This window comes from Macrococcus bovicus, assembly GCF_030376725.1.
GTDB classification, from domain to species: Bacteria; Bacillota; Bacilli; order Staphylococcales; family Staphylococcaceae; genus Macrococcus; species Macrococcus bovicus.
Map to the genome: position 1 here is coordinate 1,130,228 of NZ_CP128470.1, position 12,301 is coordinate 1,142,528.

The window sequence follows — 12,301 nt, forward strand, 5'->3', positions numbered from 1 at the left end:
AGTAATCACCTTTCTCAAAAAAAGGAGCTCAAATGAGCCCCTTCGTTAATTATGTTGAACATCCAGCACTTTAAAGCCATTCTTAGCCAGATATTTTGTAAATTTTTCGATCTCTTTTTGATTTCTATTGTCCACTTTCACAATCATCCGTCTATGCATCTTGTCCGTTTCGTCAAATGTCACGAAAGAGATGGCATTCAGCTTATATTTCTGCAGCGCCTGTGCCAGGCGTTTAATACGGCCTTCTGCATCGATGGAAGTGATTGCAATGCGCGTGCCGGGCTGATTCATGCCGAAAGCACTCTTGAACTGCTCCATTACATCAAAACGTGTGACCACACCTAAAAACTCATTGTTCTTATTAATGATGCTTAAGATCGGGAAATCCTGCAGACTTAAGAATGATTCTTCAAACAGTGACTCATCTGTCACGCTATATTCATCGATCGCCAGAATATCTTTGATCCGTGTATTCTCGATAAACTCTTCACGCGGCTGAGCATCTTTCTTGAAGAAATAATGTCTGAAGATACTGTAACGTGTCACTGTGCCATGATAAAGACCTTCACTGACCACGGGCATCCCATCTATGCCATGATGCTCAAGTTTATCAATGACCGACTTGACGGAGTCATTCGGATTGGCAATATAACATTTCTCTTTTGGAATCATAATTGTTTTTAAGTACATAAACCCATCCCCTTTGATATTGTCTTATTTAGGAATTACAAGTTCCTGACCGATTGTCAGATTGTTACCTGAGATTCCGTTTGCTTTACGGATTTTGTCGACATTTGCCGGTGTACCGCTGCCGTAGTAACGGATTGCGATTCTATAGAGATTTTCATTGGCGCCTACTGTATGCGTCGTGCCGCCGCCCGTCGCTGTAGGTGCTTCTGTAGCTGGCGCTTCTGTAGCTGGCGCTTCTGTTGTGACGGCTTCTGTTGTAACTGCCTCTGTTGTGACGGCCTCAGAAGATGGCAATTCTGTTGTGGTTTCAGTAGTTGCTTCCTCTACAGTTGCAGGTGCTTCAGTTGTCGCTTTCTCCACTGTTTTTTCTTCAGTCGTTTTTTCTTCTTTTGATTTTTCAGTCGTCGCTTTTTCTGTCGTCGCCTCTTCCGTCTTCACCGCTTTTTCGTTTTGATCATCTTTGTTATCGCGGTTGCCCAGGAACATGAATAACAGGAAAAGTATCGGAATTAAAATCAGCAAGCCAGCCAGAATAGGTAACCAGCTGTTTTTCTTTTCCTTTTCTTCTGGCTCATGCTCTCTCTCGTCTTCGTGCTGCACGACCGGTTGTCCTGATCCCGCAACAAATGTTTCTGATTTCACTTCACCTGTTTTTGCAGGCTCTTCTATATGATTGTCTGCTCCAGCTCCGGCTGCAACGGCGCCTGTGCCTGCAGCGGCTGAACGACGACGTTTCTTCTTAGAATCTTTGACACTGGCATTTTCTTCTGCTGATTCCTCACGACGACGACGGTCTGCTGACCGATTACGTCTTGATACACCGCGTTTAGGAAATTCAGCTGAAGATGTGTCATTTGAGAAATCCTCACCCTCAAATACTAAATCATCTTGACCGACTTCCTCCTGTCTCTCTACAGGCTGCTTACTTTTTTCGAACTCATCTTTGAAATTATCTCTAGCCATGCTTACACCCACTTCATTTAAATTTATTTAAATATACCATTAATTATAGACAACTATAAAGTGAATAGTAAAGAGCTAGCCCTGTTTAAATAATGATTTTATATAAGCTACCATATCATCATTCTCATGCACTTCCTTAAATGTCTCAAAAGTGAATAGTCTCCGGCCCTGACAGTACTCACAATGCGTACAGGGCTGCTCCCCATTGTATAATTGATGACTCAGACACGCAGTCAGCTGACCATACTCGGCCATTTTTCTGAGAGCAGCCAGTTTAGTGTGATACTCTTTCCTGAGCACGTTCAGGACTTCCCGGTCAGAGAAATTTGCACGAAGGATGCTGAGCCGTTCCATCTTCTCTGCCGTGAGCTGAGCACCATTCAGATAAAGATTAAAATCAGACTCTGATAAATGTTCTTCCTGCAGCAGCCGGTAACTTAAGTGAAGGTCCTCTTCATCATACAGCAGGATAGCCTGCGCCTCTTCACCGTCCCGCCCGGCGCGGCCAACTTCCTGGATATATTGCAGCACAGACTTAGGCGTATGGTAATGAACCACTGTCCGCACATTGCTTTTATTGACACCCATGCCAAAGGCACTCGTCGCACAGACATAGTGAATTCTGTCACCTAAAAATGCCAGCTGTACAGACATCCGGTCCTCGTATGTCATGTCAGCATGATACGTCATGCCTTTGTAGCGCTTACTGAGCAGCTGGTGAACTTCATTGCAGCGTTTTTTGGATGAAAAATAGATGATGGTCGGCCCGCTGGTGTCAAGGAGCGATTCAATCTCTTTCAGCTTATCCGGGCTCTTACAGACTGACAGAAAAATATTGCGACGCTCCTCACGTTTATCGATCAGGAGCAGCTCCCTTCTCAAGAGCTGATTGATGTCTCTGATGATTTTATCATCAGCGGTTGCCGTCAGGGCGATCACCTGCATGCTCGGTTTAATGATCTCGTGGAGGAGAAGATAATGCGGCCTGAAGTCATATCCCCACTCTGAGATGCAGTGTGCTTCGTCGATCACCATATGCGTCAGATTCAGCTGTGCGACCGTGGCACGAGCTTTGTCAGTCGCCAGCCATTCCGGCGAGCAGAAAATAAACTGATAGTCCTGCAGCTGATGGTAGATGAGACGTTTCTCACGTATATCCAGGTAACTGTGAATACATACTGCCTTTAATCTCAGTCGTTTCAGCTCAGCTACCTGATCTTCCATCAATGAGATAAGAGGGGTGACCACCAGGGCACGTCCCGCTGCCTTCAGGACGGGCAGCTGATAGCAGAGTGACTTCCCGCCGCCAGTCGGCAGAAGCGCCAGTACGTCACGTCCCGTTTCGATGGCTTCAATGACTGCTTTCTGACTGGGCCGCAGTTCAGAAAATCCATATATATTCTGGAGAATTTCTTCTGTTGTCATAATGTCACTTCTTTCATAATCTGACAGAGTGCGATCTTCACCTTAAAGTAACTGTCCATCTGAGATTCCTCGAAATAAGGTTTCAGCCGCTGATAATGATGCTCGTGATAGAGCGCTCGTATCTCCGCGATTTCATCCTCAGTGACATAGCGGCTGACGTCCACGCTGTAATCTTTAATGATCATTTCAATGATATGATCTTCTATCGTATGAAGTTTGACTCCTCTTTTTAAAGCAATATCCTCAAGCGCCGCTCCGTTGGCAATCCATTCCCGTGTCTGTTCAGTCGCACTATGAAGGGGCATGCGGATATACAAGCTGTTGAAATAAGGATGATGATGGATCAGATGCGTCAGCATGTTCAGCTCTCTCAGCAGCATAAGAGGGTATTCTCCTTGTGCAAAGCGAGCGGCGCTGCAGATCTCATCTACAGAGAAATGATTGCCCTTCGCATCCGGCAGCAGCTTAAAGCTGAAGACCGGCAGTGCCTGTGCCAGAGTGTCATAGAGCGTAAGCAGTTCCGCTTCATATGCGTCCGGCCGACTCTCAGATGAATGAAGCCAGTGTTTCACCTGCTGCTGAATATACAAATGGTTCGTGACCGGATAGAAATCATGAATATGACAGGAGCGGGCCGCCATGGTCTGTGTCAATAATCTGAGAGCCTGGAACGTCATATGCGTGGCGTCAAAAAAATAAGGATAAAATCTCATTTCTTCAGCCGTGTCACCTGTACGTTCCGGCCGACTGTTATAAAAGGGGAGCTGGCCTTGCATCATGGCGTCGAAATAGGTTTGATGTGACTTGAAGCCCATCAGAATATTATTGAAGCTTTTATCTGTCTTCTCTGCGAATTTACGCTGTTTCGCCTGCTGATAAATAGAATCCATCAATGCCTCCAGATAATTTTTGTTGAAAAATAGTGTCTGAATCTCTAGAATATATATGTACTAGTGTAGCATTTTTATGTAAGGAGGCGAATCATTTGGCTGGGAAATATACAATCGTAGATATGGATACTTGCATCGCCTGCGGTGCTTGTGGTGCAGCGGCACCTGATATATATGATTATGATGATGAAGGCATCGCTTTTGTTATTCTTGATGATAACCAGGGAACTCAGGAAGTACCTGAAGAACTTGAGGAAGATATGATGGATGCATTTGAAGGCTGTCCAACAGACTCTATCAAAGTAGCAGACGAATCATTTGACGGAGATGCGCTTAAATACGAATAAAAAGAAGGAATTCCGGCGGAATTCCTTCTTTTTATTTGAATCTTTTCTCTATAACAGGTAACAGTGGTCTGAAAATCAGCATGAAAATTATTGAAACAATCAGTCCTTTAATGATGTTAAAAGGAATGATGCTTGCTGAGACAATCGCTTTCAGATTGTTCGTAATATCGGTTAAGTTGGTGATCATGCCGTATAGCGGCAGTAAGACAAAATAGTTCATGAGACTCATAACAAGCGTCATGACAAGTGTCGCTGCGACTAATCCCACCCATTTATTTCTGCTGCCGGCATAATAGGCGGTTAACACAAAACTAGCTCCGGCTATAAAGTTAGCAGCCGGACCGACCGGTTCGACCGGATTCGTTGCAAAATTCAGCAGGTTTTTGATGAGTTCAATCAATACGGCACCGGCTGGCCCCACTGTAAATAATCCGATTAGTGCCGGCACATCGCTGAAATCAATCGTCAGATAAGGCGGCATAAAAGGCAGTGGGAACTTGAGAAACATCAGGACAAAACTGATGGCACTCAGCATGCTGATCAGAATCAGCTTCTTGGTTCTGTTGATACTTGACATATTCTTCTCCTTACATTCATCAACTGAAGGAAGGGGGCATCACAAATAAGCAAAGCTTTTTTGCTCTGCACTCCATCTTCTCCCATCCAGACTATACTGTCGGCTTCAGAATCACACTGAATCAGCCACCCGAAGGCAGGTCGCGGGCTATACCGCCGGTTCGGAATTACACCGTACCCCGAAGATGAATTATTTTATTTTTTCGGATTTTCATCCTGTTAATATATTAGCACATCTTTTTATTAAATCAATGTTTTGGAATCACAATCTTGAAGGTGGTGCCTGTGCCCTGTTCACTTGTCACTGAGATACGGCCCCCGTGTGACTCGATAATGGATTTAACGATGAACAGACCGAGACCCGTGCCATGTTTACCTCTCGTTCTGGCAGCGTCCACTTTATAGAAACGGTCAAACAGATGAGGCAGGTGTTCAGGTGAAATACCGACGCCTGAGTCTCTGACTTCAATCAGCAGTTCACTGTCAGCTCTTACCGTCAGCTGAATGGTATCACCTTCATGAGTATAGCGAACTGCATTGTCAACCAGGTTGGTCAGAACCTGAAACATCTTATCATAGTCAAGCGACCATATCAGTCCCGGCGGCGCATCGATCACGAGATTGAGCTTATTATCCGTAAGAGACTGGCTGAATGTCGCCTTCACTTTACCCAGCAGTGCATCAACCGGTGTCTCCTCGAGATCCAGTTGCACATCGCCAGCATCGTAGCGGGCGACATTCAGCAGCTCGTTTACGAGACGGTTTAAGCGTTTGCTCTCATCCAGAATAATATTCAGGAATTCCTTACGGTCTTCCGGTGTCTCGACGATATCATCCAGCAGTGCTTCAGTATAGCCTTGCAGCATCTGGATCGGCGTTCTGAGCTCATGAGAGACATCCGCAACGAACCGCTTCTTCATCTCATCATTCCGGTGCTCCTCAGTCATATCGCGTATCAAGGCAACAGCGCCCAGCTGATGATTGGCAGCTGCTCGTCTGACAGGTGAGATGATGACCACAAAATAATGTTGAAGGGTGGCAACTTCTATGACGGCTGAATCATTTGTTTCCACCACTTCTTCAAATGCCTCTTCAAGCCGTCTTTTTTCGTCCTCATCTATCACCGCCAGAAACTGGGCAGCTTTCGGATTCATCAGCTGCTCATCTAGGTCCATATGATAGCTCAACACACCGTCAGCCATGGCATTAATCAGTTTATCCCGCAGATTCCTCTCCGTCTCAATTGAAGCGATGTTGTTTCTGATATCATCTTCCATCTTATTGAATGCGACGGTGAGTTCACCTATCTCATCACGGGAAGTCGTCTTGATTTTCTGTGCCCTTTCACCTTTAGCCACCTGAAACGCTGATGCCTTGAGCCGGAGCAGCGGTTTCGTGATCTTGTTGGATAAGAAGAACGCAAAAATCGTTGACAGTACGATGAGTATCAGTGCGGTTATCAGTATAATCAGGCTGACATACTGCAAGGTGGAACTGATGGAATTAATATCCTGGTAAAGAATGATCGCACCCTTCTCCTGAAAGGCCTGTGATGGAAAGCCGAGAAGAATATAGCGGTGTTTCTCCTTCTGATAATTGACATCAATAATCTTGGTGACATGCTTGTTCTCATCAAAGACGGCCTTGAAGTCTGGATTTGTGCGAAACTCATCGATCATGATCTGCTTGAGGTCATCATGCGCTTCAGTCAGCTGTGCTTTATCTTCAATGATGATCAGACCCGCCGGATTCTCGACGAGTTCCATGACGTAATTCATCGCGTCCTGCTGGTTATGACGGCTCATCAGAATGTTTTCAATTTTATTCGCCTGCTGGTACAAGGTCTTCCCCGTCTCCGAGATGAAATATGAATTAAAGAAGCCCACAAGCGCAACCGATAATATAAGTAAAACTGTCGTTACTATCAAAATGATAGTGAACCACAGTTTTATGACAATACTATTTAAAAAATGCATCAGTCTCTCGCCTCGAACTTATAGCCGATGCCCCAGACAGTATGGATCATCTCTGCCGCTTCAGGTGAGACTTTATTCAGCTTCTCACGTAGACGCTTGACATGTGTATCCACAGTTCTAAGGTCGCCGTAAAATTCATAGTGCCAGACTTCTTTCAGCAGCTGCTCTCTGTCAAAGACTTTGTCCGGCGATTTAGCCAGGAATAGCAGCAGCTCATATTCCTTGGGCGTCAAGCTGACTTCCTGGTTATTGGCTGTGACGCGATGTGCATCATTATCAATCACAAGAGAATCGAAGACAATCAGATCTTTGGCATGGGCGTCATTCTGAAAGAACATCGAAGACTGCGAACGTCTTAAGATCGCTTTAACCCGGAGCACGACTTCACGCGGCGAGAACGGTTTGACGATATAATCATCAGCCCCGATCTCAAAACCTTCCACCCGGTTGTTCTCCTCGCCTTTAGCCGTCAGCATGATGACAGGCGTCGACTTCTCCTCCCGAATTCTTTTGCACACTGCAAGACCATCCATGCCAGGCAGCATGATGTCCAGCAGCACACAATGGAAGTTCTGACTGAGCGCCAGTTCCACTGCCGTTTCTCCGTCTGCTGCTTCTACTGTCTCGAATCCTTCACGTTCAAGGTACATCTTAGCAAGTTTTCTGATTCTATCCTCATCATCAACGATTAAAATTCTTTCCTTCATCACTGCACGGCCTCCTAAGCGTATGAATGTAAACCAGCTATAATCAAGTTGACCGCTATCACATTGAATAAGATGATAGCAAGCCCGACAACAGCCAGCCATGCTGATTTCTTACCTTCCCAGCCACGGCCCAGTCTCAGGTGCAGGAAAACAGCATAGAATAAGAAAGTGACAAGGGCCCATACCTCTTTAGGGTCCCAGCCCCAGAATCTGCTCCAGGCAATCTGTGCCCAGATGCTGGCGAATAAGAGTCCTCCTAATGCGAAGAGCGGGAAACCGATGATCACTGAACGGTAACCAATCTCATCCATCAGCTGCAGTGACACCTTATTCGTCAGCGGCTTCACCATGGAGAAGATGGTTCTTCTCGCAATCAGACGGATCAATCCATATAACACAGTACCGATAATAATAGACCATAAGACAGTGGTCAGTTTCTGTGCATTTAAGACAGGCGGCACTTCAAGTCCTGTTGAGAAACGTTTCACTTCGCGGTAGTTGTTATTGCCCTCAGGCACAACTGGATAGGCGTCCTTGAATGTCACAAGTGCAGGCAGATGGTAATGACTGATGGCCGGGTTTTCATTCTTATCGATGTAGTAGTATTGATCGTCATAATGGACAATCCCTTTCATCACAATGGTTGTCAATATAAATGCGATGACAAGGACACCGAAGTACATCACCACTTCCAGCCAGAAAGCGTCCCGAGATTTCTCCTTGGCATCTACATAGCGCAGCAAATAGATGAGTCCGGCCATCGAGCTGACTGAGAGAATACCATAAGAAATAGTGACTGTGATGACGTGAATGGCAAGCCAGTTACTCTGCAGGGCAGGAATAAGCGGACTGACTTCACGTGAGAACATACTGGCGTAGACAATGACGAGCATCGCGATAGGCAGAGAGAATAGGGCCAGTATCGGCGTATGGTAGATCGCATTGATGATCAGGAAACCGCCGACCATCATGATACCGAACATCGTCAGGAATTCATACATATTGCTGACAGGTGCATGACCTGCAGCAATCCAGCGTGTAATGAAATAGATGAGCTGCATGATGAAACCGATAGTCGTCAAAGCAACGCCTATCCGTTCATAGCGCTTATTCTTTGCTTTAATGCTCGCCGAAAAAGGTAAAATGGCGATCAGATACAAGATAAAAGCTGCATACAGAGAGGTGCTGCTGATATTCAGCCATGTTTCATGGTTCATTTTGTTTCCTCCGATTCATACTTATCCTTAACAGCAGGCTGATTGTTCTGTGCAAGGATAGAGTTCAGTTCATTTTTTAATCCGTAATAGTTTTTACTTGTATGTGCTGCAATCTGATTACCATTGATCCAGATTCTACGATGATTGATGTATGAGCCGATTGCCAGACCCAGCAGGAAGATCGTAAAACCGATAAAGAGATATGGTAAGGTCAGGTCCTTCTTGACATTCAGATAAGTCATCGTATGATTCGTCGCGCTGACAAATTTCACCGCGTACTGATTATCCTGTGAAATATCCTGTGAGGCCCGAATCTTCAGCAGACTATATTCCGGCTGCCGGCCGGCCTTATCCACCTCAAATACAAATGCCGGATTGACCGTATTCGGTGTCTTCGTAGCGAGTGTACCATTCGGCTCAATTTTATCAAAATCAGGTGCATAGTTCCGCAGATGAACGGTCAGGTCATCTGCAACCTTATAGGTCGCTCTTGGTTCATCCAGGTTAACTGTAAATGTCTGCCCCACTTCTTTCTCCGTCTTCTTATCCATCACTTTAAAGGTCATTGTTTTCAGAAGGCTCTGATCATAGCTGTTCTGATAGAGCTCAAAATGATCAAATTTAAACGGATGATTGACTTTGATGCTTCCCGTCTTGACTTCTTTCAGTTCGGGCTCTGCACCAGGAATAGAATCTTTCGTGTTTTCAAACAATGTCAGACGCGTCTCATAATTCTTGGCAATTTTATTCATCGCGCTATCCGCTTTAGTCGATTCAGTGTTTGAATTCATCTCCTGGTCATAATGCTCGAGAATAAACTTGTCGTTACGCATATAATAGTGTTTATCTGTTCCTGGTATCGCTCTTGTGTCCCCTTCTTTGACCGCCACTGCACCGTCATAATACAGGGCAGGCACAAATCTCAGCATGCCACCGAGCAGCAGGATGATCAGGCCGGTATGGTTGATATAGGGGCCGTATCTGCTGAGACGCCCTTTTTCAGCGAGAAGCGCATCTCCTTCACGCTTTACTTTATAACGTTTTTCCGTCAGTGTCTGCTCCAGCTGGTCTAAGTCTGGATTGACCAGCTCTCCCGTCAGTCGCTGACGTTTCAAGAACGAAGGATGTTTTCTGGTTGCCTGATTACGCAATGATTTAAAGAGCGGCACGCCGCGGTCAATACTTGAAGCTATAATAGAGAATGCCACCAGGCTCAGCAGAATCAGGAACCACCATGAGGTATATAAGTTGTCAAGTCCCAGCTGATGGTAAAGGTAACCTAAGGAACCGTATTTGTCCTGATAAAACGTAGCGGGATCAACATTGGCAGGTATAAAGTATTCCTGCGGCATAATAGAGCCGATTGCTGCTGCAATGATGGTCAGCACCAGCAGGATCACACCTGTCTTGACAGAGGCAAAAAAGTTCCATATTTTATCTGTCACTGTCTTGTTTTTAGTTTTTGAGCGTACAGCTGAACCATCGTAACGCATGATGTCAGTTGTCTTCTTCTTATCGTAATCATCATTGATCAAGCGGCCGCAGTTCTGACAGAGCTGTGTGCCGGGTGGATTGACATGTCCACAAGTACAGACTATTTGCTTTTCATTCATATACGACCCTCACTTACGGTGTCACACTGTTCATATAATTTTTAATCGTCTGGTCGTTCATTTCACCTTTATGAATCGCTTTTACTTTACCGTTTTTATCGATGACCACTGTTGTAGGCAGCGGGTCGATACCGAAAGCGTCAGCCACTTCATTATCTTTATCGAAGGCAACAGGCAGATGAACTTCCTCTTTCAGTCCGCTGAAGAACTGTTCCACCTGCTGAGGCGTCTTTCTTAGATGAATCGCCAGTACTTCAACATTTTTACCTTTGTATGCTTCATAGTTCTTACTCAAAGCAGGCATTTCCCGTTTACAAGGTTCACACCACGTTCCCCAGAAGTTCAGGATGACACCCTTCCCTTTATAATCGCTCATTTTAACAGTGCTGCCGTCCATCTTCTGCAGCTCAAAGGCCGGTGCCTCGTCCCCTACTGTTACTGCTTTACTTTTGCTCTGCGTCACAGTCGAATAGACGATGAAGGCAATTGCCAGTGCAATCAGTGTCATCACGATATATTGAATCCATTTTTTATTTTTTTTGTTCATTTTACTCCCTCTTTCTCACATATTTAAATCTATTATAGCACTCGGCTAAAAGCCAATAGTGGCAACTATGTGAAATTTTAAGACTGATGCTGCGCGAGGTTACGCAAGGTTTTCACTTCATGCGGACTGAGCTCCCGTGCATCCCCGGCGTTTAATCCCTTCAGATTAAGCGGCCCGTACTCAACACGGGATAATTTGACCACCTCATGGCCGAAATGCGAGAACATTCTTCTGACTTGACGATTGCGTCCTTCTGAAATAGTAATTTCGACTAAAGTGGAATTCTTCTCACGGTCCTGAGATTTCACCTTGACGATGGCCGGCGCTGTTTTACCGTCCTCAAGCATAATGCCTTTCTCAAGCTGTCTGACTTGTTCACGCAGCAGATAACCTTTTAGTTTGGCCACATATTTTTTCTTCACTTTATAGCGCGGATGCGTCATCTGATTGGCAAATTCACCATCATTCGTCAAGAGCAGTAATCCTGATGTGTCATAATCCAGCCGGCCGACAGGGAAGACTCTTTCTTCCAGCTGCGGGAAGAAATCAGTGACAACAGTACGGCCTTTGTCATCTGATACACTGGTGATGACTTTCGTGGGTTTATGAAAAAGGATGTAGACCTTATCAGGATTCTCAAGCGGAATCCCTTCTACTTCAATGCGGTCAGAAGGTCTGACCTTCGTTCCCAGTGTCTTCACCACTGCGCCGTTGACCGTGACCTTACCTTCCTCTATCAGCGCTTCTGCCTTACGTCTCGATGTGACACCGCTTCTTGCGATGACTTTCTGTAATCGATCTAATTGTTCCATATTATTCTCCTTTAGTTGTCAATGACTTGAAGAAGAGATCCATCTCTTCTTTTGTATCTGTCTCGCTGTCCTCGGGCAGTTCTTCAATGGATGTCAGACCAAATACCTGCAGGAAGTAATCGGTGGTATATAACTGCTGACTTCTTGATTCTTCTGTCTTGACCGCAACAAGCCCCCGTTCAATCAATGTCCTGACCGGCCCGTCAGAATTGACCCCGCGCAAGGTCTCCACATCACTTCTTGTCACCGGCTGGTTATAGGCGATAATAGCCAGTGTCTCCATCGATGCCTGGGTCAGTTTACGTTCTGTCTGCTGGTCAACGAGTGAAACGAGATAAGGGGTATAGTCACTTCTTAGTTCTAAGAACCATTTTCCGCCGTAACGACGCAGCTGAAAGACGGAAGAGGTAAAGTCAGCCGCCAGCTGTTCTACTTCATCATGGGTGATAGCGAGTAAACTTTCAACTCTTTCACTCTCAAGCCCCTCATCTCCTACAGCGTATAAAAGCGCTTCGAATATGTCTATTTTTTCCGGCAT

General features: G+C 45.5%; 13 protein-coding genes and 1 riboswitch. Of the genes, 1 reads left to right on the plus strand and 12 read right to left on the minus strand.

Going from position 1 to position 12,301, the window contains the following annotated elements:
- Window positions 1-45: 45 nt before the first annotated feature.
- The 4 genes from QSV55_RS06130 to QSV55_RS06145 all read right to left on the minus strand — a co-directional run bounded on the left by QSV55_RS06130 (window position 46) and on the right by QSV55_RS06145 (window position 3,968).
- Window positions 46-690 (minus strand): CBS domain-containing protein, encoded by a 645-nt coding sequence (locus tag QSV55_RS06130; protein WP_289649519.1) that lies wholly within the window; start codon window positions 688-690, stop codon window positions 46-48.
- Between the two features lie 24 nt (window positions 691-714).
- Window positions 715-1,653, minus strand: coding sequence for a LysM peptidoglycan-binding domain-containing protein (locus QSV55_RS06135; RefSeq protein WP_289649520.1), 939 nt, complete (start codon window positions 1,651-1,653; stop codon window positions 715-717).
- 75 nt (window positions 1,654-1,728) lie between these two features.
- Window positions 1,729-3,078 (minus strand): RecQ family ATP-dependent DNA helicase, encoded by a 1,350-nt coding sequence (locus QSV55_RS06140; RefSeq protein ID WP_289649521.1) that lies wholly within the window; start codon window positions 3,076-3,078, stop codon window positions 1,729-1,731.
- Entirely contained in the window at window positions 3,075-3,968 is an 894-nt protein-coding gene (locus tag QSV55_RS06145) for a helix-turn-helix domain-containing protein (RefSeq protein WP_289649522.1), read from the minus strand. The genes QSV55_RS06140 and QSV55_RS06145 overlap by 4 nt, the downstream gene beginning before the upstream one ends.
- A gap of 122 nt (window positions 3,969-4,090) precedes the next feature.
- On the opposite strand from QSV55_RS06145, the gene QSV55_RS06150 reads away from it, so the two are divergent.
- Window positions 4,091-4,315: a ferredoxin gene (locus QSV55_RS06150; protein ID WP_133451054.1), complete on the plus strand. Its 225-nt coding sequence runs from the start codon at window positions 4,091-4,093 to the stop codon at window positions 4,313-4,315.
- 31 nt (window positions 4,316-4,346) lie between these two features.
- Here QSV55_RS06150 and QSV55_RS06155 read toward each other — a convergent pair whose 3' ends face one another.
- The 8 genes from QSV55_RS06155 to scpB form a co-directional block, all read right to left on the minus strand.
- Complete coding sequence (locus QSV55_RS06155; RefSeq protein WP_289649523.1) at window positions 4,347-4,892, minus strand: ECF transporter S component; 546 nt, start codon at window positions 4,890-4,892, stop codon at window positions 4,347-4,349.
- A gap of 70 nt (window positions 4,893-4,962) precedes the next feature.
- Window positions 4,963-5,082, minus strand: a riboswitch (FMN riboswitch).
- 57 nt (window positions 5,083-5,139) lie between these two features.
- Window positions 5,140-6,867 (minus strand): ATP-binding protein, encoded by a 1,728-nt coding sequence (locus tag QSV55_RS06160; RefSeq protein WP_289649524.1) that lies wholly within the window; start codon window positions 6,865-6,867, stop codon window positions 5,140-5,142.
- Window positions 6,867-7,574 carry a response regulator transcription factor gene (locus tag QSV55_RS06165; protein WP_133450691.1) on the minus strand — a complete coding sequence of 236 codons (708 nt, stop codon included), beginning with the start codon at window positions 7,572-7,574 and terminating at the stop codon, window positions 6,867-6,869. Before QSV55_RS06165 ends, QSV55_RS06160 begins: the two co-directional genes overlap by 1 nt.
- Before the next feature lie 14 nt (window positions 7,575-7,588).
- Window positions 7,589-8,791: a c-type cytochrome biogenesis protein CcsB gene (ccsB, locus tag QSV55_RS06170; protein WP_289649525.1), complete on the minus strand. Its 1,203-nt coding sequence runs from the start codon at window positions 8,789-8,791 to the stop codon at window positions 7,589-7,591.
- Entirely contained in the window at window positions 8,788-10,404 is a 1,617-nt protein-coding gene (gene resB / locus QSV55_RS06175) for a cytochrome c biogenesis protein ResB (protein ID WP_289649526.1), read from the minus strand. Before resB ends, ccsB begins: the two co-directional genes overlap by 4 nt.
- Window positions 10,405-10,417: 13 nt before the next feature.
- Window positions 10,418-10,951, minus strand: a complete 534-nt coding sequence (gene resA, locus QSV55_RS06180; RefSeq protein WP_289649527.1) for a thiol-disulfide oxidoreductase ResA — start codon at window positions 10,949-10,951, stop codon at window positions 10,418-10,420.
- Between the two features lie 77 nt (window positions 10,952-11,028).
- A complete protein-coding gene (locus QSV55_RS06185) occupies window positions 11,029-11,763 on the minus strand; it encodes a pseudouridine synthase (RefSeq protein WP_133450695.1) in 735 nt (244 codons plus the stop codon).
- 1 nt (window position 11,764) lies between these two features.
- A complete protein-coding gene (gene scpB, locus QSV55_RS06190; protein WP_133450696.1) occupies window positions 11,765-12,301 on the minus strand; it encodes an SMC-Scp complex subunit ScpB in 537 nt (178 codons plus the stop codon).